The 26,299-nt window shown below is 63.4% G+C and carries 19 protein-coding genes and 2 pseudogenes; 6 read left to right on the plus strand and 15 right to left on the minus strand.

Annotated elements, in window-relative coordinates; genetic code table 11:
- Window positions 1-22: 22 nt before the first annotated feature.
- The 5 genes from B0G74_RS23935 to B0G74_RS23955 all read right to left on the minus strand — a co-directional run bounded on the left by B0G74_RS23935 (window position 23) and on the right by B0G74_RS23955 (window position 7,329).
- On the minus strand, window positions 23-841 hold the full coding sequence (locus tag B0G74_RS23935; protein ID WP_132377347.1) for a helix-turn-helix transcriptional regulator: 819 nt from the start codon (window positions 839-841) through the stop codon (window positions 23-25).
- A 274-nt stretch (window positions 842-1,115) separates the two neighbouring features.
- Entirely contained in the window at window positions 1,116-2,243 is a 1,128-nt protein-coding gene (locus B0G74_RS23940) for a hybrid sensor histidine kinase/response regulator (RefSeq protein WP_132377348.1), read from the minus strand.
- 9 nt (window positions 2,244-2,252) lie between these two features.
- Entirely contained in the window at window positions 2,253-2,879 is a 627-nt protein-coding gene (locus B0G74_RS23945; RefSeq protein ID WP_132377349.1) for a chemotaxis protein CheB, read from the minus strand.
- Window positions 2,880-2,889: 10 nt separating this feature from the next.
- A complete protein-coding gene (locus B0G74_RS23950; RefSeq protein WP_132377350.1) occupies window positions 2,890-3,735 on the minus strand; it encodes a CheR family methyltransferase in 846 nt (281 codons plus the stop codon).
- An 18-nt stretch (window positions 3,736-3,753) separates the two neighbouring features.
- Entirely contained in the window at window positions 3,754-7,329 is a 3,576-nt protein-coding gene (locus B0G74_RS23955) for a response regulator (protein WP_132377351.1), read from the minus strand.
- Window positions 7,330-7,592: 263 nt separating this feature from the next.
- Between B0G74_RS23955 and treF the strand changes: the two genes are divergently transcribed.
- A complete protein-coding gene (treF, locus tag B0G74_RS23960) occupies window positions 7,593-9,407 on the plus strand; it encodes an alpha,alpha-trehalase TreF (protein WP_132377352.1) in 1,815 nt (604 codons plus the stop codon).
- A 67-nt stretch (window positions 9,408-9,474) separates the two neighbouring features.
- On the opposite strand, the gene katE is transcribed toward treF, so the two are convergent.
- From katE to B0G74_RS23985, 5 genes and pseudogenes are all read right to left on the minus strand, one after another.
- A complete protein-coding gene (gene katE, locus B0G74_RS23965; RefSeq protein ID WP_279388625.1) occupies window positions 9,475-11,772 on the minus strand; it encodes a catalase HPII in 2,298 nt (765 codons plus the stop codon).
- Window positions 11,773-11,797: 25 nt separating this feature from the next.
- Window positions 11,798-12,695: pseudogene (locus B0G74_RS23970) on the minus strand (MipA/OmpV family protein).
- Between the two features lie 394 nt (window positions 12,696-13,089).
- Window positions 13,090-13,833, minus strand: coding sequence for a peptide-methionine (S)-S-oxide reductase MsrA (msrA, locus tag B0G74_RS23975; protein WP_132377354.1), 744 nt, complete (start codon window positions 13,831-13,833; stop codon window positions 13,090-13,092).
- A gap of 24 nt (window positions 13,834-13,857) precedes the next feature.
- Window positions 13,858-14,403 carry a peptide-methionine (R)-S-oxide reductase MsrB gene (gene msrB / locus B0G74_RS23980; RefSeq protein ID WP_132377355.1) on the minus strand — a complete coding sequence of 182 codons (546 nt, stop codon included), beginning with the start codon at window positions 14,401-14,403 and terminating at the stop codon, window positions 13,858-13,860.
- A gap of 147 nt (window positions 14,404-14,550) precedes the next feature.
- Entirely contained in the window at window positions 14,551-15,081 is a 531-nt protein-coding gene (locus tag B0G74_RS23985) for an Lrp/AsnC ligand binding domain-containing protein (RefSeq protein WP_132377356.1), read from the minus strand.
- Between the two features lie 160 nt (window positions 15,082-15,241).
- Here B0G74_RS23985 and B0G74_RS23990 point away from each other — a divergent pair, with 160 nt between their 5' ends.
- Window positions 15,242-16,258: a 1-aminocyclopropane-1-carboxylate deaminase gene (locus B0G74_RS23990; RefSeq protein ID WP_012427263.1), complete on the plus strand. Its 1,017-nt coding sequence runs from the start codon at window positions 15,242-15,244 to the stop codon at window positions 16,256-16,258.
- Here B0G74_RS23990 and B0G74_RS23995 read toward each other — a convergent pair.
- The gene (locus B0G74_RS23995) at window positions 16,255-17,142 is read right to left on the minus strand and encodes a LysR family transcriptional regulator (protein WP_132377357.1); all 888 of its coding nucleotides are present in this window, start codon (window positions 17,140-17,142) and stop codon (window positions 16,255-16,257) included. The two genes, B0G74_RS23990 and B0G74_RS23995, sit on opposite strands and share 4 nt — an antisense overlap.
- A gap of 131 nt (window positions 17,143-17,273) precedes the next feature.
- Between B0G74_RS23995 and B0G74_RS24000 the strand changes: the two genes are divergently transcribed.
- Window positions 17,274-17,999 (plus strand): pirin family protein, encoded by a 726-nt coding sequence (locus B0G74_RS24000; RefSeq protein WP_132377358.1) that lies wholly within the window; start codon window positions 17,274-17,276, stop codon window positions 17,997-17,999.
- Between the two features lie 79 nt (window positions 18,000-18,078).
- Entirely contained in the window at window positions 18,079-18,492 is a 414-nt protein-coding gene (locus tag B0G74_RS24005) for a DoxX family protein (RefSeq protein ID WP_132377359.1), read from the plus strand.
- Window positions 18,493-18,638: 146 nt separating this feature from the next.
- Here B0G74_RS24005 and B0G74_RS24010 read toward each other — a convergent pair.
- The 4 genes and pseudogenes from B0G74_RS24010 to prpR all read right to left on the minus strand — a co-directional run.
- Window positions 18,639-18,947: pseudogene (locus B0G74_RS24010) on the minus strand (alkane 1-monooxygenase); the annotation flags it as partial.
- A 32-nt stretch (window positions 18,948-18,979) separates the two neighbouring features.
- Window positions 18,980-20,572 carry an alkyl hydroperoxide reductase subunit F gene (ahpF, locus tag B0G74_RS24015; RefSeq protein WP_132377360.1) on the minus strand — a complete coding sequence of 531 codons (1,593 nt, stop codon included), beginning with the start codon at window positions 20,570-20,572 and terminating at the stop codon, window positions 18,980-18,982.
- A gap of 152 nt (window positions 20,573-20,724) precedes the next feature.
- Window positions 20,725-21,288, minus strand: coding sequence for an alkyl hydroperoxide reductase subunit C (ahpC, locus tag B0G74_RS24020; RefSeq protein WP_063499251.1), 564 nt, complete (start codon window positions 21,286-21,288; stop codon window positions 20,725-20,727).
- A 138-nt stretch (window positions 21,289-21,426) separates the two neighbouring features.
- Window positions 21,427-23,421 carry a propionate catabolism operon regulatory protein PrpR gene (gene prpR / locus B0G74_RS24025; protein ID WP_132379326.1) on the minus strand — a complete coding sequence of 665 codons (1,995 nt, stop codon included), beginning with the start codon at window positions 23,419-23,421 and terminating at the stop codon, window positions 21,427-21,429.
- Window positions 23,422-23,623: 202 nt separating this feature from the next.
- Between prpR and B0G74_RS24030 the strand changes: the two genes are divergently transcribed.
- Entirely contained in the window at window positions 23,624-24,505 is an 882-nt protein-coding gene (locus tag B0G74_RS24030) for an oxaloacetate decarboxylase (protein ID WP_132377361.1), read from the plus strand.
- A 349-nt stretch (window positions 24,506-24,854) separates the two neighbouring features.
- The gene (locus tag B0G74_RS24035; protein WP_132377362.1) at window positions 24,855-26,294 is read left to right on the plus strand and encodes an MFS transporter; all 1,440 of its coding nucleotides are present in this window, start codon (window positions 24,855-24,857) and stop codon (window positions 26,292-26,294) included.
- Window positions 26,295-26,299 lie beyond the last annotated feature (5 nt).

A 26,299-nucleotide genomic window follows, 5' to 3' on the forward strand; every position in this document is an offset into this window, starting at 1 on the left:
GGCGACTGCTGAACGCGTCGGCTCAAGCCCGCTCGGGCACCATGCACAGCGCGAACAACTGGCGCTGGCTAGAGATGCCAAGGCGCGCGTAAGCGCGCTTTTGATAGGTGACCACACTGGCAGGCTTGACGCCCATTTGCACAGCGATTTCCGCGGCGCCGGCGCCTTCGAGCGTGCCGCGCAACACATCGAGTTCGCGCGGCGTGAGTGCCGGGCAAGCGCGTCTGACTCGCGCCAGCATCGCGGCGGCCGAACCCTGCTGATGCTGTCCATTCAGCGCGTAATGACTCTTCGCCGCGTGCGCGAACAGATGCGCGAGGCTTTCGACGCGTTCCAGCTCGCCCGGCTGAAACACGCCATAGGCGCGGTCGCGATACAGATTGATCGACAGCCAGACGCTTTCCATCGGCTGCACGAGCAGCGATAGCCGGTCGGACACATTCGGCTGCGCGTAACAGGCCGCGCGATACGCTTCGTTTTCGATCTCTTCGCTTTGTTGCTGGTGCAGCACCAACGCGTCGCGCGCCGGTTTTTCATGCGAACGGCCGATAATGGCGCGATTGCCGTCGAGGGCATAAAAGTGCGTGGCGTAGCGATCGGCGACGTCGCGCAGAAAGCGGCCGCCGCGATGATCGGCGGCTGACACGGTGCGCGGCCTCGCGTCGAATTCATAGGCGAAGATGGTGCACTGCGAGACAGGCAGCGTATCGCCGACGGTTCTAAGGATGCTGGCGGCGAGCGCGTCGGCATCCGCGTGCGAGATCGACATGACGAGCTCGGTCGCGCGCGAGGTGCTGATCTGTTCGTTGCGGTGCGGTGCGGAGATGCGCCAGGAACGCATGATGAGAGTCGGGTCGCCGTGCAAGGGGTTCGGTTCGCCAAGCGTAGCACAGCGCAACGCGGGACTGTTTCCGGTGGTCTGCAAGAACGCCTACAGTTGTCCAGAACGCGTGATCTCACTGACTGAGCAAGGAGCACTGGCATCGCATCGACATGCGCGGACATGCGCTATCGCAGCATCGAGATCGACCGCGTGGACATTTTCTACCGCGAAGCCGGCCCCCGTGACGCATCTCGCCCGCTGATTACCGGACCCTGCCCGTGGCATCGGGCGCTTACTTGCCCGTAAACGACCCGCGCTGGAACGTCACCATTCTCGGCAACTCGATCGTAAAGATCGTCCCTATCGCCTCGTCGGAATGCACGCTGACATTGCCGCCGTGCATCCGCGCGATCTCCTGCACGATATGCAGGCCGAGCCCCAGCCCTTCGCGCGAGCGCGCACCGCTGTTGTTCGGGCCAAACGCCTTGAACAGATGCGGAAACACCTCGGCCGGAATCGTGCCGCGATTGGCGACCTTCAGACGCACGGACTCGACCGCTTCGCCATCCACCTCGACACCGATATCGCTGCCCGGCGCGCCATGATGCAGCGCGTTGCTCACCAGATTCGACACGGCCTGCCAGACCAGGTCCGTGTCCCACGCGCCCGACGTATTGCCCCGGCTCGCGAACACGATCTGCTTGCCGTTCTCGCGCGACGCGAATTCGTCGATCACGGAACGGCACAGCGTCGCCAGTTCGATCGAGCGCGGTTGCAACGGCAGGCGCCCGCCCTGCAAACGCGCGAGATTGAGCAACTGGTCGACCATACGCGCCATGCGCAGCGAACTGTTCTTCACCCGCGCGGCCACTGTCACCGACTGTTCGTCGGCCGCCGTGCGCATCAGATATTCCGCCGACGCCAGCACCGCGCCGAGCGGCGTGCGCAAGTCGTGACTCAGCACCGCCATCAGCATCTCGTTGGCTTCGAGCATCTGCCGCGTGGTGACGAGTTGCGCCGCGAGCTGGCGCTTCTGCTGTTCGAGCTGCACGAACACATCGACCTTGGATTGCAGAATCCGCGGATCGAACGGCTTATAGAGAAAGTCGACCGCGCCGGCTTCGTAGCCGCGGAACGTGCGCGACGCATCCTGCGCGGTCGCCGTCAGAAAGATGATCGGCACGTGCGAGGTGCGCGGGCTGCCACGCATCAGCGCGGCAAGTTCGAAGCCGTTCATGCCGGGCATGTTGACGTCGAGAATCGCCAGCGCGACTTCGTGCTTGAGCAGCAGGTCGAGCGCCGCCGTGCCCGAGTCGGCCACCAGCACGGCGAGATCCGGCCGTGCCAGCAAGGCTTCGAGCGCCGTGATGTTGTGGACGATGTCGTCGACGATCAGAATGTTCACAGGTGAGTTCGTCATGGCATCGGGTCAGAAAGAGGCCGGCAATGCGGCAAGCCGCCGGGCCATGGTTTCGGGAGTGTAAATAAAATCCGCCACGCCGCGTTCAATCGCGGCACGCGGCATCTCGGGGGAAGCAGCGGTGTCCGGCGCCTGCACCCAGGCCGTGCCGCCGAACGCGCGCACGCGCTTCAGGCCTTGCGCGCCGTCGTCGTTGGCGCCGGAGAGCAGCAGCGCCAGCAGGCGTTCGCCATACACGGGGGCGGCCGACTCGAACAGCACGTCGATCGAGGGACGCGAAAAGCGCACGGCGGCGTCGGTCGACAGCGCGACGGTGCGGTCCACCTCCACCAGCATGTGATAACCAGGTGGCGCAATATGCACGCGGCCCGGCATGATGCGTTCGCCCGCATCGGGCTCGAGCACCGGCAACGCGCAGCGATGCGCGAACGCATCCACCAGGTAGCTCGGCGGATCGGGCGGCAGGTGCGTGACGATCAAAACGGCCGGCGCGAAGTCCGCAGGCAGCGCGCCGAGCAGCACGTTCAGCACTTCGATGCCGCCCGCCGAGCCGCCGATCACGACGAGCTCGTAGCCGCGCGCCGCTTCGGCGCGCGGTTCGGAATCGACGGCTGGCTGGACGGTTAAGCGTGGCATGGTGAGCGTGCTAGCGCTTCTGATAAATGCGTTCGCTCGGACGGAATTCGTCGAACGCTTCGTAATGACTGGAAAAACGCAAACTTTCCTTGCTGCCCAAGCCCAGAAAACCACGCCGCACGAGCGCGTTCTCGAACAGACCCAGCGCGCGATCCTGCAAGCCGCGATCGAAATAGATCAGCACGTTGCGGCACGACACCAGATGCGCTTCGAGAAAGACCTCGTCGGTGGACAGGCTGTGGTCGGCGAACACCACGCGCTCTTTCAGCGAGCCCGCAAAACGCGCGCCGCCATAGGCAGCATGGTAGTAGTCGGACAGCGAACGCTTGCCGCCGGCCGCCAGATAGTTCTGCGTGAAGCCCTGAATCCGGTCCAGCGCGTAGATGCCGGACTCGGCGCGCGCGAGCGCGTCCGGGTTGATGTCGGTCGCGTAGAACAGCGTGCGCTCGGTCAGGCCCTCCTCGTCGAAGAGGATTTTCAGCGACCAGAGTTCTTCGCCCGTGCTGCATCCCGCTACCCACACCTTGATCGACGGATAGGTGCGCAAGCGCGGCAGCACGTGTTCGCGCAGCGCGAGGAAATACGCCGGGTCGCGAAACATCTCGCTGACCTGGACCGTGAGGTACTGGAACAGCCGCGAAAACTCGTCGCCGTTGCGCATGATGCGGTCCTGCAACTGCGAGAGCGTCTTCAACCCGAATTCCTCGAGCGCCTGCGACAGGCGGCGCCGCAGCGACGACATCGCGTAGTGCCGGAAGTCGTGCTGATACTTGAGATACACCGCCTCCAGCAGCAGCTTCAACTCGATGTCGAAGTCGCTGATGCGTTGCGGCGCGTCGAATTCGGACTGGCTCATTCTGTTCCCGTGTTCCTGCTACCGTTGCCGCAACCAGACGCGGCACAGCGCGACCAGCTTGTCCACGTCGATCGGCTTCGAGACGTAGTCGTCCGCACCGGCTTCGAGGCAGCGCGTGCGGTCGTTCGCCATGGCCTTCGCCGTCAGCGCGATGATCGGCAGATGGGCAAAACGCGGATTGCGGCGAATCTCGCCCATCGCGGTCAAACCGTCCATCTCCGGCATCATGATGTCCATCAGGATCAGATGCACTTCGGGACCGTTTTCCAGCGCTTCGAGCGCTTCGCGGCCGTTGCGCGCAATCTGCAGTTTCGCACCGAGCGGCTCCAGCACGTGCGAGAGCGCGAAAATATTGCGGACGTCGTCTTCGGCCAGCAGGATCGTGCGGCCCTCGAAGGCATTGTCGCGCTGCCGCACCGTGCGCAGCATGCGCTGCTGCTCGGGCGCGAGCGACGACTCCACGCTATGCAGGAACAGCGTCACCTCGTCGAGCAGGCGCTCGGGCGACTTCGCGCCCTTGATGATGATCGATTTCGAATAGCGGCGCAGGCGGTGCTCTTCCTCGTCGGACAGCATGCGGCCCGTGTAGACGATCACCGGCAGCGCGGCATGCGCGGTGTTCGCGGCAAGCCGTTCGAGCAGATCGTAGCCGGTGCCGTCGGGCAGCGCGAGATCGGTCACCACGCAGTCGAAGGTGAATTTGCCCAGATACTCCAGCGCTTCGGCCAAGGTTGCGACTGCAACGATCTCGGTGTTCTCGCTTTGCAGGAGCGCGCGAATGCTTTCGCGCATCGGCGCGTCGTCCTCGATCACCAGCACGCGTTTGAGGCGCTGCTGCAGACGCGCTTCGAGGCGGCGGATCGCGGCTTCCATCGTGCTGCGCGCGGTCGGCTTGAGCGTATAGCCGATGGCGCCGAGGTGCAGCGCCTTGTCGGCGTGATCGGTGGCCGAGACGATGTGGATCGGGATATGACGCGTGAGCGGATCGTTCTTCAGCCATTCCAGCACGGTCAGGCCGGAACGGTCCGGCAGGCCGACGTCGAGCAGCACCGCCGCCGGGCGCATGTCGCGCACGAGGGCGAGACCGGTGGCGGCACTGCTGGCGTGGACGAAGTCGAAGTCGAGGTCGTGCGTCAGATCGCGCAGGATTTCGGCGAAGGCGAGATCGTCTTCCACCGCGACGATCAGACGGCCGGCGCGCGTGCGGTTGTCGCGGTCGTCGGCAATCGGGCCGTTGGTGGTTTCGGGCGCGTTGCCGTTGATGAAGCCGCTCGTCAGGCCATTGGCCGGCGTGATCACCGTGGGCTGATTACCGCCCGAAGACGGGCGCACGAGCAACGGTTCCATCGTCGATTCGGCCGCGGCCGGCGCGCCGGCTGACGTCTGAGCCGAGGCGAAGGCCGGCGCCGGCGCAGGGTGCGCGCCCTGGCTTGCGTTCAAGGCCGCCTCTGCATCGAGCGGCAACCACAGCGTGAACACACTGCCCTTGCCGACCTCGCTGGCGACGGTGATCCGGCCGCCCAGCAAGCGCGAAAACTCGCGCGAAATCGATAAGCCCAAGCCGCTACCGCCGTATTGTCGGCTGGTGGAACCGTCGGCCTGCTGGAACGCTTCGAAGATCATATCCAGCTTGTCGGCCGCGATGCCGATGCCGGAGTCGCGCACGTCGATACGCAGCATGTCGCCTTCGGCCGGTGCCACCGAGAGCGCCACCTCGCCGCGTTCGGTGAATTTCACCGCGTTCGAGAGCAGGTTGCGCAGAATTTGCGTGACGCGCTGGCCGTCGGTGATGAAGGTATCCGGCGTGCCCGGCGAGCGGTCGAACGCGAGACGCAAATGCTTGGCGCTGGCCATCGGCCTGAATAGTTCCTCCAGTGCCTGCAGGGTTGCGTCGATCGACACCGTTTCGAGTTCGACCGTGACCTGCCCGGCTTCGACCTTCGACAGATCGAGAATGTCGTTGATCAGCACCAGCAAGTCGCTGTTGGAAGCATGAATCGTTTCCGCGTAGCGCACCTGCTCTTCCGTCAGATTGCCGGTGCGGTTCTGCTGCAGCAGCTTCGCGAGAATCAGCGAACTGTTCAGCGGCGTGCGCAGTTCGTGCGACATGTTGGCAAGGAACTCGGACTTGTAGCGGCTCGACTGTTCGAGGCGCGCCGCGTTGGCCGCCAGGTCGTCCTGCGCGCGCAGCAGATCGGACTTCTGCCGCTCGAGACGTTGCGCGTATTCCTCCAGCTGCACGTTGGTCTGTTCGAGCTCGGCCTGCTGCGCCTCGAGCCGTGTTTGCGATTCCATCAGCGCGCGGCCGCGCTCTTCGAGTCCTTCATTGGAGACGCGCAATTCCTCCTGCTGCACCTGCAGTTCTTCGTTCAACTGCTGCGTTTCGGCCAGCGCGTCCTGCAGACGCTCGCGATACAACGCGGCTTCGACGAAGTCGCCCATGCCCTTGGCGATCAGTTCCATAAACTCCTGGTCACGCGCGGTCAACTCGCGCATGAAGCCCAGTTCGACGACGCCATTGACCTCGCCGTCGTTTTCGATCGGCATGACGAGCAGGTTCTTCGGCGCGCTGCTGCCGGTCGCGGATACCACCTGCACGTAATTCGCCGGCACGTCGCGCAAGATCAGCGTGCGGCGCGCGAGAGCCGCCTGGCCGATCAGCGTCTCGCCTTCGGCGAAATTGCGCGCGCTGGCCTGCTCGCTTTCGCGGCTGAAACCATAAGTTGCGATGCGCCGTAGCGCGCCGTGCTGCCTGTCGCGCACGTAGAGCGCGGCCACGGCGGCGTCCAGATATTGCGCGAGAAAGTCGAGCATCGCGCGGCCCACCAGCGGCGAGGTCGCCTGACCGACCACCTTTTCCGCAAGCAGGCGCTGCCCCGAGCGCAACCACACTTGCCCTTGCAGCATCTCGGTCTGTTCGGCCTGCTGGCGCAGCGCGCCGTCATACGTGGTCGACAGGCCCATCAGTTCGCGGCGGCCCATCCACGCGAGCAGGCCACTCACGCTCAGGCTGAACAGCAGGAACACGCTCACCAGCGTGGTGGTGACACGGCGCGTCGCTTCACTGCGCTCCTGACGCAAACGCAACTCGACGTCGAGAAACTCCGCAAATTCACGGCGCGTTTCGTCGAATTCGGTCTTGCCGCGACCGCTCGCCAAGGCGTCCTCGAAATTCTGATTACGACGGCGTGCGTCGATCATCTCTTCAGCGAAACGGCTCCAGCGTTGCTGAATGGCCTCGATCTGCTTGAGCTTCTCGACTTGCGGCGGGTTGTCGGCGACCATCTCCTGCAAGGCCTCGATCTGCGTCTTGAAGCGCGGGCCGCCGGCTTCATAAGGCGCGAGGAAGCTCTCGTCGCCCGTGATCAGGAAGCCTCGCATCGAGGTCTCGCGGTCGACCGCGAGGCGCAGCATTTCATTGGCCTGGCCGATCACGCGTTCGGAATGCTCGGCCCAGTTCATGGTCGAGACCAGGTAGGCAATCAGTCCAACGAAGACGGCCATCGTGACCAGGCCGACACCCAGAGGCAAGGCAATGTTGCGGCGAATGATGCTGCGAAAACGATTCTGGTCGACGGCCTGGGATGCGGTCATTTTTTCTGTCTTCGGCTTGGCGAATCGAGTCGATTCGGAATATTTTTCGGGTATTTCGCGTGATTCATTTTGTCGCGATGCGACGCGCGTAATCATACAGGATGAGGGTTGTTTTTGAGGCGCGTGTCAGCGGTTCAGGCTTGCTGGACGGGCCTGTTGCCGACTCACGCAACTTTGCACCGCTCACGCGGGTCAATCGTGCGAGGAATGCAAATCCGCTCTCTTCGATCAACCGATCGCCGTCCACTCTCTTCCGGTAGCCGATGCCTTCTCACGCCCTCACCGATTTCTCCCGCGCGCCCTTGCGTATCGCCCTCGCCGCCGCGTTCATCTGGCATGCCTCGTTGAGCGGCGCGGCGCAGGTTGCCGAGCCGCCCTCGGCACACGGCAGCATCGTGGCCGCCACCGTGCACGTCGAGGCGCCCACGGAAGCTTCGCCGGTCGTGCCCATCCCGCCGTCAGAACAATATCCGACGCTCTATCGCGATGTGCAGCTCGCGCATCTCTATCCCGACAGCAAAACTTTCGCGGACATGGTGCCGCTTTCGGCGCCCGCGCAGATCGCGGCTACGTATAGCACCGCCAGGCAACAGCCCAACTTCAATCTCGCCGACTTCGTGAAGCACAATTTCACGCTGCCCACGCGCACGGCGAAGGTCTATGTATCCGATCCGAATCAGGACGTGGTGGGCCATATCGATACACTCTGGAATGTGCTGCGCCGCGAGCCGGATGCGACCGCAAGCCCATGGTCCTCGCTGCTGCCGCTGCCGTACGCGTATATCGTGCCGGGCGACCGCTTCGATGAGATCTACTATTGGGACTCGTACTTCATCATGCTCGGCCTCGAACAGAGCGGGCAGCATGCGCTGGTCGTCGACGAACTGAAGAACTTCGCAACCCTGATCGACCGCTACGGCCATATTCCGAACGGCAATCGCACCTACTACCTGAGCCGCTCGCAGCCGCCGTTCTTCGCGCAGATGGTGCGGCTCGTCGCCGAAAAGGATGGCGACGCCGTCTATGCGCAGTATTTGCCCGAGTTGCAGCGCGAGTACGCCTACTGGATGGACGGCAGCGATGGCCTGGCCGCCGGCCACGCGAACCGGCATGTGGTGCGCATGACCGACGGCACGTTGCTCAACCGCTATTGGGACGAACGCGCCACGCCGCGCGACGAGTCGTATCGCGAAGACGTCCTCACCGCGCAGCAGACCCCACAACGGGATGCCGCGGATCTCTGGCGCAATCTGCGCGCCGGCGGCGAAACCGGCTGGGATTTCAGCTCGCGCTGGTTCGCGGACGGCAAGACGCTCGCTACCGTGGACGTGACTTCACTCGTGCCCGTCGATCTGAATTGCCTGCTGGCCGATCTTGAGCGCACGCTGGCCAAGGCCTATCGTCTGCGCGGCGACGTCACGCATGCGGAAAATATGGAGCAGCGCGCCGCCTCGCGCGCCGAAGCCATTCGCCGCTTGCTGTGGGACCCGCAATTGCAGGCATTCGGCGACTACGACTTCGTGCATCACACGCTCACGCACAGGCTCACTGCCGCGACGGTCTATCCGTTGTATACGGGGATAGCCAGCCGTCAGCAGGCGAAAACGGTCGCCGCTACGTTGCAGCGCGAATTGCTGCGCCCGGGCGGACTCGCCACCACGCAAGCGGCGACGGGCCAGCAGTGGGACGCGCCGAACGGCTGGGCGCCGTTGCAGTACCTGGCGGTGATCGGCTTGCGGCGCTACAGCGAAGCGGCGCTTGCGCAAACCATCGCCACGCGCTGGATCAAGACCAATGTGTCGTACTACCAGCACACCGGCAAGCTCGTCGAGAAATACGATATCGACACGGCCACGCCCGGCGTTTCGGCGGGTGGTGGCGAGTATCCGCTGCAGGATGGTTTCGGCTGGACCAATGGCGTGCTGCGCGCGTTGCTCGTGCTGTATCCGCAGACGGTGCAGGCCTCGCGTCCTAGCGATATTCCCGAGGGTCCGGCGGGCGTGTCGGCAGCCGCGGCTTCCGCGGCCGCCGCGCCGAAGAATACGCATCGGCTGCATGGCACGCGGGTGAATCCTTAAGGCTGCGTCATGAAAAAAACCTGGCCGGTGCGAACCGGCCAGGTTTTTCCAACGACTCTTGTGACGTTTAGGCCGGCACTGTCTCAGCCTGCTTCGCACGCGACCACACGCGATGCTGCTCAGCCGCCTTGATGAAGGCCTTCAGCACGTCGGCGGCCTGGTTGTCGTCGCCGGTTGCGACGCCGTCGGCATGGTCCGGCAAATGCGCGGCAGTCAGCACACCACGCCCCGCGCCGATCGCCGCGATCGCCTTCAGATGTTTGAACGCCTCGAGCACGAAATGCCGCGCGTCGCCCGATTCCGCCAGCGTCTTCGCGCCCTTGTCGCCGCCCACCACGATCACCGCGTCGAACATGATCGACGGCAAGCCGGCAATCGTGGCGTCCGGCGCCATGCCGTCGATCGCAGCAAGCGTCGGCGCGATCAGCATGGGCGCCGCGCCTTCGCCTTGCAGCGCCTGCTGCAGCTTCTTGATGGCTGCGCTATCGGAACCCGGCGCGGCCAGCAACGCGATCTTGCAGGTCTTGATGCCCGGCTGCACCCGGTTGAGCAAACTCAGCGCGGGCGATTCCTTGGGACCGGTCAGCTTCGCCGTGCCTTTCTTAGGCGCCGGCAAACCCAGACCTTCAGCCACCTGCGCGGCGAGCTTCGCGTCGAAGTTGGCGATAATCTCGTTCACCACGCGTGCTCGAATTTCCGGCTTCGTCACCTTGCCGAGTTCGAACTGATAGGCCGCGGCGATATGGTCTTTCTCCGGCTGGGACATGCTGTTGTAGAACAGCGCCGCCTGCGAAAAATGATCGGCGAACGATTCGCTGCGCACGCGGATCTTGGTGCCTTCCACGCGCTCCTGATAACTTTCGAAGCCGCCATCCGAGGGCGCCGGATCGGTTTCCTTCGGCCAGCCGCCACTCACCGAATTCGGCTCGTACGAGGCCTGGCCGACGTTGATCGCCTGGCGGTGCATCGCGTCGCGCTGGTTGTTATTGAACGGGCACACCGGCCGGTTGATCGGAATCTCGTGGAAGTTCGGGCCGCCCAGCCGGCTGATCTGCGTATCCGTGTACGAGAACAAACGGCCTTGCAACAGCGGATCATTCGAGAAGTCGATACCCGGCACGATATGGCCCGGATGGAACGCCACCTGTTCGGTCTCGGCAAAGAAGTTGTCCGGATTGCGATTGAGCGTCATCTTGCCGATGATCTTGACCGGCACGATTTCTTCCGGAATCAGCTTGGTCGGATCGAGCAGATCGAAATCGAATTTGTGTTCGTCGGCTTCTTCAATGATCTGCACGCCGAGTTCGAATTCGGGGAAATCGCCGCGTTCGATCGACTCCCACAGATCGCGCCGATGGAAATCCGGGTCCTTCCCGGCCAGCTTCTGCGCTTCGTCCCACAGCAGCGAGTACGAACCCAGCACCGGGCGCCAGTGGAATTTGACGAAACGTCCCTTGCCTTGCGCATTCACGAAACGGAACGTGTGAATGCCAAAGCCGTCCATGGTGCGCAGACTGCGCGGAATCGCGCGGTCCGACATGGTCCACAGCACCATATGCGCGGATTCGGGCACCAGCGAGACGAAGTCCCAGAAGGTGTCGTGAGCGGAGCCGCCGGTCGGCATTTCGTTCGGCGCTTCGGGTTTGACCGCATGCACGAAGTCGGGAAACTTGATGGCGTCCTGAATGAAGAACACCGGCATATTGTTGCCGACCAGATCGTAATTACCTTCCTGCGTATAGAACTTCACGGCAAAGCCGCGCACGTCGCGCACCGTGTCGGCGGAACCGCGCGGGCCCTGCACCGTGGAAAAGCGCACATAAACCGGCGTCTGTGCGGCGGGATCCTGCAGGAACGCGGCCTTGGTGTACTCCTTCATCGACTCGTACACCTGAAACACGCCGTGCGCCGCCGAGCCGCGCGCATGCACGATGCGCTCGGGAATGCGTTCGTGGTCGAAGTGCGTGATCTTTTCACGCATGATGAAGTCTTCGAGCAACGAGGGGCCGCGCGGGCCCGCGCGCAGGCTGTTCTGATTGTCGGAGATCTTGACGCCCTGATTGGTTCTCAGCGCCTGGCCTTCAGGATTGACTCGAAACTGTTCGAGATCTTTCGATTTCGGATCCGCTTGCGGACTATTCGCCTGCGCGTTCTTCGCTGCGGGCTTCGGCGTATTCGTTTTACCTGCCATGAGAATCTGCTCCTTGCGTTCGGGGGCGTGCCGGTGGGGAAATCCGGTCTGACGCACCGAAACAAGGGAGCAAGCGCTGTACCCGCGCGGGCTCCATCGCACTATATGATTGCCGATGAACCAGCCATGCGGGACGAACGATGCGGCGCGCCGCGATTGCGCGCCGCCGGCCATCTTATGCAAGCGCCGAAGCGCGCCATCAGAAACGGTAGTTGATCGAAATATCCGCTACGCCATTGGCTTTGCGGTGCGTGACCGGGCTATTGCCCGCGCTGCCCACCAGTTGCTCGAAGGCGCCGTCCGCGGTGGCGAACCAGTGCTTGTCGAACAGCCACACTGCGCTGATGCCGAAGCCCACCGATTTGAAGCCCGCGCTCGCGTGATACTGCGGGTACTTCGAGTTCGCCGCCTGAGTCTGATTCACGCCGAACCAGCTATTCATGTAAGTGGAGTCCGCGAGTGTCACGTTCGGACCGGCGAACCAGAAGAACTTCTTGGTGCTGCCCGGCATCGGCATATACGCGCCTAAATCGCCGATCCAACCATTCGAGCCGCCAAAATAGCGCCTGACGTCGGCACGCAGCACGAGCGGGAAATCCTTCGACACCACATACTCACCGGACAGTTTGACGCCCGGCGCGGGGTTGATGTTGCCGAGACCGTCCAACTCCTGCGGGTCGTCGTGGCCGCGGCGTCCGAGGTCGTAGACAGCGGCGAGACTCGCGCGCCCAGTTCTCCCCTTGTGCGAAGTTGACCCCGAAACCCTCGCCGCTCGACAGGAAGAACAGATCCTTGTAGCGAACGTCGACGCTCGGACCCGCCATCAGGTGATAACGATCGGAGCCCTCGTAGCGCGGCTGGAACGACGTCGCCGCGCCGACGCGCACCTGCCAGTCCGGAATGTTCGGCTGCCACATCTTCTGCAGCGGAATGCCGACCGAATATTGCCATTCTCCCAGCGGCGAAGGCGTTTGGGCCGAGGCCGAGCCCGGTAGGACGGCGACGCCGCCGATGGTCACGGCGACCAGGGAAGTTGCCGCGATGCCTGTTTGTTTATTGCGGAGCTTGCCGCCCCGCTTTCTACGGCTGTTAAACACCAGAAGCCTCCGATCTCGCGTATCGCGAAGAGGGTTTATGTTCTCGCCCCGGGTCCGCAAGGGGATAAAAAGCACCCGGGCGACTGCCGCATCGTTACTTACGGCATGTAATTTTTTCAGCGAACGCCACGCGCCGCTCGACAAAATACGCGACTCGTTCCGATCGGGAGCCCGTCAATTGGGCATTTGTCTGAACAGACCGGTACGAAAGATTTGCCGACGGACGCACTGGTGCAAAATGCGGGCCTGGTCGCTGGAGAGCGGACTCGATTGGCTGAAGAACAAGAGGCGAATGCGCCGCGCTGCCAGAACGACGACGAAACCCAGGTATGCGGATGCGATGAAGAAAGACACGGCCGGCGTCGCATGTAGCGACGCCGCGCACATTCGCGGCCTACTGCGATGCTTCGACCAGCACCGGCTTGTCGCGATACAGATTCGGGAACAGGCGCTTCAGGTTGGCGACCTTCGGCATGTCGTTGATCGCGATATACGCGGAGTTGGGATGCAGCGTCAGGTAGTTCTGGTGATACGACTCGGCCGGATAGAAGCCCTTGAACGGCTCCGTCTTCGTCACGATCGGCGCGGGGAAGGCGTGCGCCTTGTCGAGTTGCGCGATATAGCTTTGCGCGACGCGCCGCTGCGTGTCGTTCAGCGGAAACACCGCCGAGCGATATTGCGTGCCGCTGTCCGGCCCCTGGCGGTTCAACTGGGTCGGATCCTGAATCACGGAGAAATACACCTGCAGCAACTGGCCGTATGTGACCTTGGTTGGGTCGAACGTGACCTGCACCGATTCCGCGTGCCCCGTCTCGCCGCCGCTGACCGTTTCGTACTGCGCGGTGTCGCGCTGGCCGCCCGAATACCCCGAGACCGCCTTGGTGACGCCGCGCACGTGCTGGAACACGCCCTGCACCCCCCAGAAGCAGCCGCCCGCGAACACCGCCGTTTCTTCATGCGCGGTCGAAGCCGCGACCGGTTCGTCGAGCGCCGGCGGCGCGATCACGACGGCGGCCTCCGATGAGAACGCCATGCGCTGCGCCAGCAGCAGCGCGAGCGCACCGAATCCGACCGAGAGTGAAATCGCCGCCATGCGCGAGCGGGCCGGCCTGCCGTCAATGCGTTTGTCGAAGTTCATGAGGTCCATCCTGATTCGCTCAGTTCACGCGCCCGATGCGGGCGTAAATGTCATCGCCAGACCGTTCATGCAATAGCGCAGGCCGGTCGGCTTGGGGCCGTCGTCGAACACGTGGCCGAGATGGCCGCCGCAGCGCTGGCATAGCACTTCGTCGCGCGTCATGCCGAACGACTTGTCGGTATGCGTGATAACCGCATGGTCGAGCGGCTGCCAGAAACTCGGCCAGCCCGTGCCGCTGTCGAACTTGGTCTTCGACGAGAACAGCGGCAGTTTGCACCCGGCGCATGCAAAAGTACCCGCGCGGTGCTCGTCGTTCAACGCGCTGCTGAATGGGCGTTCCGTGCCCGCCTCGCGCAGCACGCGGTATTGCGCGTCGGTCAGCAGTTTGCGCCATTCGGCGTCGCTGTGCACGACCTCGTAGGCGGCTGCCGCGCTGCCGTTTGCTGCTGCCTGTGCCGCTTGTGCCGCTTGTGCCGGCTGCGCCGCGCGCGCCGTGCGCCACATCGAGGCGCCGCCGGCCAGCGACATGGCGCCAATCAACCTGAAGAAAATCCGTCTGCTGCAAGCCATGATGATCGCTCCGGAAAGTCCGTACCGTTCACCCGTTCCGGCGCTGATCGCGCCGCCCGCGAGTGTTCCCGATGCTTGGTCGCACGAGAGCGGGATAAATGACAGCATGCGCGTCTTTTTGCATGGCGGTGGCAGCAGCAGCGGCGATTACAGCGGAAATTTGGTGGTCGAGAGAATTTCCTTGAGCACCATGAATGAGCGGATTTGCCGGACGCCCGGCAGATAGAGCAGTTGCTCCGCGTGCAGGCGATTGAAGCTGTCGCTGTCGCGCGTGCGGATCGTCATGAAATAGTCGAATTCGCCGGTCACCACGTGGCACTCCATGCAGCCCGCAACCTTTTGCGCCGCTTTCTCGAACTCGGCGAACGACTCCGGCGTGGAGCGATCCAGCACCACGCCGATGATCACCAGCATGCCGGCCCCCGCCGCCTTCGGGTCGATCAACGCGACGACCTCGCGGATCAGCCCGGACTCCTTAAGCCGCTCCACGCGCCGCAAACACGCCGGCGCACTCAGCTTGACCTTCGCAGCGAGCGCGACGTTCGAAATCGACGCGTCGGTTTGCAACTGCCGCAGGATCGCGCGATCGATGCGGTCGAGCGCCTGCAGCGGATCGGCCGGGACGGCGGCAGCAGTTGTCACCGTTGTCGAAGGTCGACGAAATTTTGTTGCGTTCATGAGTTCCTGCACGTTTCTTTTTTGATCTGATTAAGGATTTTCCTTTCCAAAAGTATGCCGAACCCAATTTTTTCGCAAGCTCATTTCCAGCGGATTTCCCTACCATCTGCTTAACGCGACCGGATGCCGTTCGCGTCCCCCTACCGACTACGGAGCTGCCATGAACCTGCAACGATTCCCTCGTTACCCGCTGACCTTTGGGCCAACGCCGATCCAGCCGCTCAAGCGCCTGAGCGACCACCTCGGCGGCAAGGTGCATCTGTATGCGAAGCGCGAAGACTGCAACAGCGGCTTTGCCTTCGGTGGCAACAAGACGCGCAAGCTCGAATACCTGATCCCCGAAGCGCTCGCGCAGGGCTGCGACACGCTGGTGTCGATCGGCGGGATCCAGTCGAACCAGACGCGCCAGGTGGCGGCCGTGGCGGCGCATCTGGGCATGAAGTGCGTGCTGGTGCAGGAGAACTGGGTGAACTACTCGGACGCGGTCTACGACCGGGTCGGCAACATCCAGATGTCGCGCATTCTCGGCGCCGACGTGCGTCTCGTCGCCGACGGCTTCGACATCGGCTTTCGCAAGAGCTGGGAAGATGCGCTGGAAAGCGTGCGGGCCGCCGGTGGCAAGCCGTACGCGATTCCGGCCGGCTGCTCCGACCATCCGCTCGGCGGTCTCGGTTTCGTCGGCTTCGCGGAGGAGGTTCGCCAGCAGGAAGCGGAATTGGGCTTCAAGTTCGACTACATCGTGGTCTGTTCTGTGACCGGCAGCACGCAGGCCGGCATGGTGGTGGGTTTCGCCGACGACGGCCGCGCTGAGCGTGTGATTGGTATCGACGCTTCGGCGAAGCCGGCGCAAACGCGCGAGCAGATCACCCGAATCGCGAAGCAAACCGCGGAACAGGTTGGGCTGGGACGCGATATTACGAGTAAGGACGTGGTGCTCGACGAGCGCTTCGGCGGCCCGGAGTACGGCTTACCGAACGACGGCACGCTGGAAGCGATCCGCCTATGCGCGCGTTTGGAGGGCGTATTGACCGACCCCGTCTACGAAGGCAAATCCATGCACGGCATGATCGAGATGGTGCGCAACGGCGAATTCCCCGAAGGTTCGCGCGTTCTGTATGCGCACCTCGGCGGCGTGCCGGCGTTGAACGGCTACAGCTTTATTTTCCGCAACGGCTAAACGAGGCGCTTCCTCAGATGCTCCCTCAGGAATTCCACGAACGCCCGAATCGTGAGGGAGCTTTGCCTGTGCTGCGGATAAACCGCGTAGACGCTCGTGGCGGTAGGCAGGAATGCTTCGAGCACCGGCACGAGCTGACCGCTTTTGAGCGCGTCGGCAACGATAAAGTCAGGAAGCCGAACAATCCCCAGGCCCGCGACCGCCGCATCGCGCACCAATTCGCCATTGTTGGCGCGCAACGGACCGTGGACCTCGACGCCCTTCGTCGCGCCATCGACGACAAACTCCCAGCTCACGGCGCCGCCGTGGCCATACAACAGGCACGCATGGCGCTCCAGGTCAGCGGGCACCTTAGGCGCGCCACGACGCCGCAAATAGCCAGGACTGCAGCAGGCCACCATCCGGATATCCACGAGCTTCTGCCCGATCAGCGTGGAATCCGGCAAGGTGCCGATGCGGATCGCCATGTCGAAGCCCTCGCCGACCACGTCGACGGTACGGTCGCTCAATTCCATCTCGAAGCGCACGTCGCCGTGCTCGCGCAGGAACATCGCCACCAGCGGCGACAGATGCGCCATGCCGAACGACATCGGCGCGCTCACGCGTAACAGCCCGCGCGGCCCGGCACGGCGCAGCGACATGGCCTGCTCGGCGTCTTCCACTTCGCCGAGGATGCGTTTGGCGCGTTCGTAGAACTCCTGCCCGAGGTCGGTCACCGCCAGCTTGCGCGTGTTGCGGATCAGCAATTGCACACCGAGCCTTTCCTCCAGCGCCATCACCCGGCGGCTGACGAACTGCTTCGACAACGACAGCCGGTTGGCGGCCGCCGTGAAGTTATGCGCGTCGACCGTGGCCACGAAGATCCGCATGTCATCGAGTTGCATCGTATTGTCCACTCCACAGTGACAGTGTTTCCGGTTTGATGGCGATTATACCCATCCGGATTGACCTACACTCTCATTCATGGATCGCGGACAAACATCTGGCCGGATCGCACAACCCAAGGAGAAAAAAGATGCTTGAAATCAGACATGCCAATCAACGCGGCCGCGCGGAGCACGGCTGGCTCAGCTCGCGTCATACGTTTTCCTTCGCTAACTATCACGATCCGAAGCAGAATGGCTTTTCCGACCTGCTCGTGATCAATGACGACCGTGTCGCGCCGGCGCAAGGTTTCGGCAAGCATCCGCACCGCGACATGGAAATCTTTTCGTACGTGCTGGAAGGCGCGCTGGAGCACAAGGACACGATGGGCACCGGTTCGGTGATCGTGCCTGGCGACATCCAGTTGATGAGCGCGGGAACCGGCGTCGCGCACAGCGAATACAACCATTCGAAGAGCGACCCGGTGCACTTCCTGCAAATCTGGATCGCGCCGGGGCAAAAGGGTACGGCGCCGCGTTATCAGCAGCGTCACTTCGGCGCGGATCAGAAGCGCGGTGTGTTGCGCCTCGTGATCTCGCCGGACGGCGCAGACGATTCGCTGGTGGTGCAGCAAGACGCGCGGGTCTATGCCGGTCTCTTCGACGGCGATGAAACGGCGCGGCTCGAACTGGCCAGCAATCGCTATGCGTATGTCCACGTGGCGCGTGGCAGCGTGAGCGTGAACGGCGTCGAGTTCAAGGTAGGCGACGGCGCGCGTGTGCGCGGCGAAGAAGCGCTGACCTTCACGCAAGGCCACGACGCGGAAGTCCTGGTGTTCGACTTGCGCGACATCGAAATGTCGGAGTTGTGGGCTTAAGCGTCTGAATGAGCCCAGTGCGGGCTCGCCGGAGACATTCCGGCGAGCCGCCCTCTTCCTACCCTGTTGAGAAAAAATCATGCGCTATACGCTGTTTGAAAATCAGAAAGACGCGGTCATACTCGTCGCCCGCATCCTGTTGATGGTGCTGTTCGTCATGTTCGGCTGGTCGAAGCTCGCCGGCTTTTCCGGAACCGTGGCTTATATGACGTCGAGCGGTGCGCCGGTGCCCGAGTTGTCGGCGGTGATCGCCGTGGTGATGGAGTTTATCGTGGGCATCGCGCTGCTGGTCGGTTTCCATACGCGGCCGCTTGCCCTGCTGCTCGCGGTTTATACGCTCGGCGCCGCGTTCATCGGCCACCATTACTGGAACATGACCGGCGCGGTGCAGTACGACAATATGATTCACTTCTACAAGAACATCAGCATCATCGGCGGATTATTGCTGTTGTGTGTGACGGGCGCCGGGAAGTATTCGATCGACCGGCGGTGAATCTGCTGTCTTGCACGGCACGCCAGAAAGAAAGCCGCCCGGTTGACGCCGCGCGGCTTTTTTCTCGTGTTGCGCGGTTCATGCTAGCGCGCGAACGCGCTTGCGAATCGCCCGGTGGATATTCGACTGCGCCATGTCGCCACGGTAGTGCGCGGCAGAAACGCCCAGAACGATTCGCCATAGCGCGCACTGGCCGGATCGGATGGCGTCGCCACCCGCACGTAACGCCCACGATTGTGCTCGACGAAAAAATGGCCGTAAGCGACCGGCGCCAGCGTGATCCTGGCGAGCCATCGCTCGAAGCGATCGGTCTTGTGGCCGAGTTCGTGCGCCGTGTCGATCGACACGCCAATTGCCGCGTGGAGTGAGAGCGAGAGCGCGAAGCCCTGGTAGTCGTGCCAAGTCATCGCATGCGTGCCCACGATCCATAAACCACAAACAAAAACGGCGGCCCAAAAGGCCGCCGTCCACTACTCACACAACCGCATCAGGCCACTACCTCAGCTTCAGCTTCTCCAACCACTTCCACTTCTTCACTATTACGGATCAGATGATCGAACGCGGAGAGCGATGCCTTCGCGCCTTCGCCCACGGCGATCACGATCTGCTTGAACGGCACCGTGGTCACGTCGCCGGCGGCGAACACGCCCGGCACCGACGTCGCACCGCGTGCATCTACGACGATCTCGCCGTGCTTCGACAACTCGACCGTGCCCTTGAGCCATTCGGTGTTCGGCACGAGGCCGATCTGCACGAACACGCCTTCCAGTTCAATCTGCTTCACTTCGCCCGAACGCAGATCTTTGTAGACCAGACCGTTGACCTTCTTGCCGTCGCCGGTGATTTCCGTGGTCTGGGCCTGCGTGACGACGGTCACGTTCGCGAGGCTGCGCAGCTTGCGTTGCAGCACTTCGTCAGCACGCAGCGTGGCGCCAAACTCGAACAGCGTCACTTCACGCACGATACCCGCGAGGTCGATCGCCGCTTCGACGCCGGAATTGCCGCCGCCGATCACCGCGACACGCTTGCCCTTGAACAGCGGACCATCGCAGTGCGGGCAGTAAGCCACACCATGATTGCGGTACTCGCGCTCGCCCGGCACGTTGATTTCGCGCCAACGCGCGCCCGTCGCCAGAATGATGGTCCTGGCCTTGAGCACCGCGCCGTTTGCCAGACGCACTTCGTTGATGCGGCCCGGGATCAGCGCTTCGGCACGCTGCACGTCCATGATGTCGACTTCGTAGCTCTTCACATGCTGCTCGAGAGCCGTGGCGAACTTCGGCCCTTCGGTTTCCGTCACGGAGACGAAGTTCTCGATGGCCAGCGTGTCCAACACCTGGCCGCCGAAGCGTTCCGCCACCACGCCCGTCGCAATACCCTTGCGCGCCGAGTAAATCGCCGCAGCCGCGCCCGCAGGACCGCCACCGACGATCAGCGTATCGAACACCGGCTTCTTTTCCAGTTCCTTTGCGGCACGCGCACCGGCGTTGGTATCGAGCTTCGCAAGGATTTCCTTCACGCCGCTGCGGCCCTGGCCGAACACTTCGCCGTTCATGAACATGGTCGGTACCGCCATGATCTGGCGCGCTTCGACTTCGTTCTGGAACAGCGCGCCGTCGATCGCCACGTGGCGGATGCGCGGGTTGATCAGCGCCATCACGTTCAGTGCCTGGACGACTTCCGGGCAGTTCTGGCATGACAGCGAAAAATACGTTTCGAATTGATAGTCGCCGTCGAGGTTGCGGATCTGTTCGATCACGGCGTCTTCGAGCTTGACCGGATGGCCGCCGACCTGCAACAGCGCAAGCACGAGCGACGTGAATTCATGACCCATCGGAATGCCGGCGAAACGGATGCCCGTATCCTTGCCCGGCTCGCCGATCGAAAACGACGGCTTGCGCTCGGCGTCGCCACGACGCTCGATCACGTTGACGCGCTCCGACAACGTCGCGATATCGTTCAGCAATGCCAGCAGCTCTTGCGATTTCGCGCTGTCGTCGAGCGACGCGACGATCTCGATAGGCCTGCTAACCTTTTCGAGGTACGTTTTCAACTGAGTCTTGAGATTGGCATCAAGCATGGCTATTCGATTCCGTGACGATGGGTGTTGGGTTCCCGGCGCCGCACGCTTCCGGGTAGGATAGGTGCGGCCCGGGGACGTGCGAACCACTGTAAGAAGCGGTCCGCACGGTGATGCGCCGCGAGGCGCTAACTGCGCAAGGTGGTGAGACCTTAGATTTTGCCGATCAGGTCGAGCGACGGGGTCAGCGTTTCTGCGCCCGGCGTCCACTTGGCGGGGCACACTTCACCCGGGTGAGCCGCGATGTATTGCGCAGCTTGCACCTTGCGCAGCAGTTCGCCGGCGTCACGGCCGATGCCGTTGTCGTGAATTTCGGCCAGCTTGATTTCGCCTTCCGGGTTGATCACGAACGTGCCGCGCAGTGCCAGACCTTCTTCTTCGATCAGCACGTCGAAGTTGCGCGAGATTGCCAGCGTCGGGTCAGCGAGCATCGGGTACTTGATCTTCTGGATCGTGTCCGACGTGTCGTGCCATGCCTTGTGCGTGAAGTGCGTATCGGTCGACACGCTGTAGATTTCGACGCCGAGCTTCTTGAATTCGGCGTAACGATCGGCCAGGTCGCCCAGTTCGGTCGGGCACACGAAGGTGAAGTCAGCCGGGTAGAAAACGAAAACCGACCACTTGCCCTTCAGGCTTTCTTCGGTGACGGTCTGAAAATCGCCATTGTGATAAGCCTGTGCCTTAAACGGTTTGACTTGACTGTTGATGATCGGCATTTACTGAGTCCTCTTTCGAAGTGGTTGGAAAGTGGAGTCAGTATGTCAGACGACGCTTAATAGGTAAAGCGGTGTGTTTTAATGGTAGCGATAGTCTGACGCTATTTATCTCGCTACGGCTGCCTATCACGCCATGGATCAGTCCTTCAGAAGCCGCCAGAGGGTAGTGCGGCCGATTCCCAGCGCCCGGCTGGCCGCGGCGCGGTTGCCGCCGGCCTGTTCGAGGGCGTGGAGAACGTCCTCGCGGGTCGGGCTGCTGCGGTTTGGCGCGGGGTCTGCGGCGGCATTCGCGCCGTTTGTACCGTTTTTTGTGCCAATGGTGCCGTTAGCGCTCGCCATAAAGGCCGCCGCCTGCCTCATGCGCCCAAATTCCGGAAACACCGCCTGCCAATCCTGACCGGCAACGCCCGCTGCGTCGCCGAGATAGATCGCGGCGCGCGTCAGCAGATTTTCCAGCTCCCGCACGTTGCCGGGCCACGCGTACTGCTCGAACAGGGGCGCGAGAAACGCCAGCACCCGCTCGAGCGCGGCCTCCAACAACCCATATTGAAGCGCGCTGCGGCTCAACAAGTGCCGCGCCAGTTGCGGAACATCGTCGCGCCGTTCGCGCAACGGCGGCAATTCTATCTGAAGCAGGTTCAGACGAAAATACAAATCCGCGCGAAACGCGCCCTGCTCGACGAGCGCGTGCAGATCTCGATGAGTGGCGGCGATCACCCGCACGTCGACCGGCGTGGCGCGTCCCGAGCCGAGCTTCATCACCTCGCGCTCCTGCAGGACCCGCAGCAGACGGCTCTGCAGCGCCGCCGGCATCTCGCCGATTTCATCGAGGAAGATCGTCCCCGTGTGGGCGATTTCGAACAGCCCCGGCTTGCCGCCGCGCCGCGCGCCCGTGAACGCGCCTTCCTCGTGGCCGAACAGTTCGCTCTCGATCAGCCCTTCCGGCAGGGCCGCGCAGTTGAACGCTACGAACGGATTGCCGCGCCGCCGGCTGGCGTTGTGGATGCCTTGCGCGACCAGCTCCTTGCCGGTTCCGCTTTCGCCGCTCAGGAGCACGGTCGCGTCGTGCGCCGCGCCTGCGCGCGCCAGCCGCCGCACGCGCTCGAGCGCCGCCGAGTTGCCGATCAGATCGTCCAGTTGATGCCGCGCGACCAGATGCTTCGGCCGCTGGCTGGTGCGCAGCGACCGGTCGATCCGCTGCGCGACCAGTGCGTCCTGCAAGGTCACCACGGAGCCGGAGCGCACGCCCTGCTCCACGATCGGCACGCAATTGACGATCAGCGCGCGTCCGCCGATCTGCTCGATACGCTCCTCGATCGGCAGGTCGTGCTCGAGCGTTTCGCGCAAGAGCGGCCCGACGGCGCGTTCGACTTGCGCCGGCACGTCCTGGTCGCGGTCGAGACCCAGCAGTTCGAGCATGGCCGGATTGACGGCTTCGACCTGGCCGGCATCGTCGAAAGCGGCGACGCCGTCGCGCAGATGCGCCACGATCGTGTTCAGGCGAACGCGCTTCGATTCCTTCTGGCGGCTCACGCGCGCCAGTTCGACCGAGCGCTCGAACGCTTCTTCGACCGCCCCGAGCGAGTACAGGAAAACGCTCGCGAGGCCGGCCTGCTGGGCGAATTCGCAAGCCATGCCGGGCCCGATGATGACGCTGCAGCCTTCTGCGGCGAGGCTGTCGACGGCGAGCCGCACTTCGTCGATCGAACGGTAGGCGCGCTGTTTCAGGCTGACTTTCAGCCACGCGCTCAGGTCGGCCAGTTCGTGCGATATCGTTTCGTGCAGCACGAGGCCGATCTGCGCGTTCGGCCACGTGGTCGTGGCGCGGGTGATCGCGCTCAGCACGTCGAAACCGTTCACCTTGACCATCACGACCGGCACGTTCAGGTTGTCGCGCAGGTAGGCGCCGTTCGATCCGGCGGCCAGCACGACATCGACCGAGCCTGCGTCCACGTAGGCCTGCAAGGCCGTGACGGCCGCGCTGTAGCCTTCCCGGACCGAGAAGAATTTTGCGCGCCCGGCGTAGCGCGGCGCGACGGTCTCGCAAAGCGACTGCAACCGGCTGATACTCACCCATGCAATGCCTGGGCGGCCCGGATCGGAATTCGCAAGGGACGGCGTGAAAGCGGACATCGCGGCACTCGGTCTATGTTGAAACGTTCCATGGAACGTTTCATGGAACAGTACGTTCATTGTGCCACAGACCGCCGCGCCGCCGCCTTCCAGCTAACTTATTGATTGTTTGGGACAAACCACCAAGGCCGCGAAATGGCACGCTTCCTGCGATTTTTCGTTCGCGCCATTTATCCGACTTCCTGAAAGGAGACACACCGTCATGACCACATCCGCCACCCGCCGCGCCGCCTTCCGCGCCAAAGTCAACCAACGCCAGGGCCTGCTCGTGCCCGGCGCTTTCAATGCGATGAGCGCCCGCGTAATCGAAGATGCCGGTTTCGAGGCGATCTACATCACGGGCGCCGGCGTCACCAATATGTCGCTCGGCCTGCCCGACCTCGGCTTCATCGGTCTCGCCGAAGTCGCCGAACACACGGCGCGGATTCGCGACGCGGTCGCGCTGCCGCTGATCGTCGACGCCGACACCGGCTTCGGCAATGCGCTGAACGTGCGCCAGACGGTGCGCGTGCTCGAGCGCAGCGGTGCCGACGTGATCCAGTTCGAAGACCAGATCATGCCGAAGAAATGCGGCCACTTCTCCGGCAAGGAAGTGGTCAGTGCGAGCGAGATGGTCGGCAAGATCCGCGCGGCCGTCGATGCCCGCGAAGACGGCAATCTGCAGATCATGGCGCGCACCGACGCGGCCGCGGTGCACGGCATCGAGGACGCGATCGAGCGCGGCCATCGCTTCATCGAAGCCGGCGCCGACATTCTCTTTATCGAAGCGACCGAATCGCTCGCCGACATCGAACGTTTGCCGGCGCTGTTCGACAAGCCGCAACTGATCAATATCGTGATCGGCGGCAAGACCCCCGTGCAATCGCGCGAGGCGTTAGCCAAGCTCGGCTACGGCATCGTCCTGTACGCGAACGCGGCGCTGCAAGGCGCGGTGCTCGGCATGCAACGCGCGCTCGGCACGCTGAAGAGCAATGGCCGGCTCGACGAGGACGCCACGCTGGTCGCGCCGTTCAGCGAACGCCAGCGGCTCGTCAACAAGCCGTTGTACGACAAGCTCGATCGCGAGTACGCCGCGAAAGACTGAGCGGTATAGAGAAAACAGTATTTCCGGTAGATGGGGGGATGGGCGCTCCCGCTTGCGGGCACGCCGCTTCCGCCTGCGGTCGTCAGCGGTATGGCGCCGTTTATTGCGTTAGGATTCAGGGCTAGCAGTCGTTTGCGACTGCTGGGGTGCCATTTTTGATGGCTTCGCCGGCGCGTCAACTGCGGCGCGATCCTGTCGCTCGTCCGCCTCGTCCGGATACCGGAAACACGTTTTCAAAAGGTAGTCGCAAGAACATGAAGGCCAAACCATCGCGCGCAAAGCGCCGGCACCGCATCGGCGCTGATACGCGTTCGCACGACACTGCAGGCAGCGCGGCGGGAGCAGCGCAATGAGCGGCAGCGACGCACGCAACGCGCACATCGGCTGGCTGCCGTATATCGTCGCGGCCACCTTCTTCATGGAGTACCTCGACACCACGGTGATCGCCACCGCGTTGCCGCAGATGGCGCGCTCGTTCGGCGTCGGTCCCAACAGCCTCAGTCTCGGCATGACGGCCTACATGCTGGCGCTGGCGATCTTCATCCCGGCCAGCGGCTGGGTCGCCGACCGCTGCGGCTCGCGCACGGTGTTCTTCAGCGCGATCGGCGTGTTCACCGTGGCTTCCGTGTTGTGCGGCCTGTCGCAGAACGTCACCGAGTTCACCGCTGCTCGTCTTTTGCAAGGCATGGGCGGCGCGATGATGGTGCCGGTGGGACGGCTGATCGTGGTCCGCAGCACCGAAAAAAGCCGCATGATGCAGGCGATCTCGACCATCACGTGGCCGGCGATTGCCGCGCCGGTGGTCGGGCCGCCGATCGGCGGTTTCATCACGACCTACGCGTCGTGGCGCTGGATCTTCCTGCTCAACGTGCCGTTCGGCCTCGCGGCCATGGCCGTTGCGCTCGCGCTGGTGCCGAACCTGCGCGGCACCGAACGCAAGCCGCTCGACGTGGTCGGCCTGCTGCTGAGCGGCACGACCTTGACGGCGATTCTCTACGGCGCGGAGTTGGCGAGCCAGCCGGGCGAGAATCCGTGGATAGCCGGCGCGATCATCCTCGGCGGCTTGCTGATGGGCGTGGTGGCGTTCCAGCACGCGAAGCGTCATCCGCATCCGCTCGTCGACGTCTCGACGCTGAAGATTCCGACCTTCTCCGTGACGGTGGTGACGGGCTCGTTCACGCGCATCGGCATCGGCGCGGTGCCTTATCTGATGCCGCTGCTGTTCCAGGTGGGCTTCGGCTTGTCGGCGTTCAAGTCAGGGCTGCTGCTGCTCGCAAGCGCACTCGGCAACCTCGGCATGAAAGCGCTGACCACGCGCATCCTGCAGCGTTACGGTTTTCGCATGGTGTCGATCGTCGATGTGACGGTGGCCGGCGTGTTCATCATCGCGTGCGGATTGCTGAGCCCGAACGTGCCGCTCGCGCTGGTGCTGTTCGTCGTGTTCATCTACGGCGTGGCGCGTTCGATGCAATTCTCGACGCTCGCCACGCTAGCCTATGCCGACGTCGCGCAACCGCAGATGAGCGCGGCGAGCACGCTGTGGAGCGCGGCCGCGCAGATGACGATTGGTCTCGGCATCGCCTTCGGCGCAGTGTCGCTGCGGGCGGCGGCCTTCTTCAACGGCGAGAGCACGGGCCGCGTCTTCACGCTCGACGATTTCCGCCTCGCGTTTCTGTTCGCGGGCGTGGTGACGCTGGCATCCGTGATCGGCTACATGGGTCTTGCACGCGATGCCGGCCAGAGCATCGGCGGCGGTTCGCGCGGCAGCGAAGATCCGGCGAAGGGTTGACGGCG

This window comes from Paraburkholderia sp. BL9I2N2 (assembly GCF_004339745.1).
Lineage (GTDB): Bacteria > Pseudomonadota > Gammaproteobacteria > Burkholderiales > Burkholderiaceae > Paraburkholderia.

Bases quoted from the DNA above. Each gene is read 5' to 3' on its own strand.
- B0G74_RS23995 (WP_132377357.1), bottom strand. From the start codon at position 17,142: ATGCAACTCGATGACATGCGGATCTTCGTGGCCACGGTCGACGCGCAT.
- B0G74_RS23990 (WP_012427263.1), top strand. From the start codon at position 15,242: ATGAACCTGCAACGATTCCCTCGTTACCCGCTGACCTTTGGGCCAACG.
- B0G74_RS23940 (WP_132377348.1), bottom strand. From the start codon at position 2,243: ATGACGAACTCACCTGTGAACATTCTGATCGTCGACGACATCGTCCAC.
- prpR (WP_132379326.1), bottom strand. From the start codon at position 23,421: ATGTCCGCTTTCACGCCGTCCCTTGCGAATTCCGATCCGGGCCGCCCA.
- katE (WP_279388625.1), bottom strand. From the start codon at position 11,772: ATGGCCGGCGGCGCGCAATCGCGGCGCGCCGCATCGTTCGTCCCGCAT.
- B0G74_RS24005 (WP_132377359.1), top strand. From the start codon at position 18,079: ATGCGCTATACGCTGTTTGAAAATCAGAAAGACGCGGTCATACTCGTC.
- ahpF (WP_132377360.1), bottom strand. From the start codon at position 20,572: ATGCTTGATGCCAATCTCAAGACTCAGTTGAAAACGTACCTCGAAAAG.
- B0G74_RS23985 (WP_132377356.1), bottom strand. From the start codon at position 15,081: ATGAACGCAACAAAATTTCGTCGACCTTCGACAACGGTGACAACTGCT.
- B0G74_RS23945 (WP_132377349.1), bottom strand. From the start codon at position 2,879: ATGCCACGCTTAACCGTCCAGCCAGCCGTCGATTCCGAACCGCGCGCC.
- B0G74_RS23955 (WP_132377351.1), bottom strand. From the start codon at position 7,329: ATGACCGCATCCCAGGCCGTCGACCAGAATCGTTTTCGCAGCATCATT.
- treF (WP_132377352.1), top strand. From the start codon at position 7,593: ATGCCTTCTCACGCCCTCACCGATTTCTCCCGCGCGCCCTTGCGTATC.
- B0G74_RS24035 (WP_132377362.1), top strand. From the start codon at position 24,855: ATGAGCGGCAGCGACGCACGCAACGCGCACATCGGCTGGCTGCCGTAT.
- B0G74_RS24030 (WP_132377361.1), top strand. From the start codon at position 23,624: ATGACCACATCCGCCACCCGCCGCGCCGCCTTCCGCGCCAAAGTCAAC.
- B0G74_RS23935 (WP_132377347.1), bottom strand. From the start codon at position 841: ATGCGTTCCTGGCGCATCTCCGCACCGCACCGCAACGAACAGATCAGC.
- msrA (WP_132377354.1), bottom strand. From the start codon at position 13,833: ATGAACTTCGACAAACGCATTGACGGCAGGCCGGCCCGCTCGCGCATG.
- ahpC (WP_063499251.1), bottom strand. From the start codon at position 21,288: ATGCCGATCATCAACAGTCAAGTCAAACCGTTTAAGGCACAGGCTTAT.
- msrB (WP_132377355.1), bottom strand. From the start codon at position 14,403: ATGGCTTGCAGCAGACGGATTTTCTTCAGGTTGATTGGCGCCATGTCG.
- B0G74_RS24000 (WP_132377358.1), top strand. From the start codon at position 17,274: ATGCTTGAAATCAGACATGCCAATCAACGCGGCCGCGCGGAGCACGGC.
- B0G74_RS23950 (WP_132377350.1), bottom strand. From the start codon at position 3,735: ATGAGCCAGTCCGAATTCGACGCGCCGCAACGCATCAGCGACTTCGAC.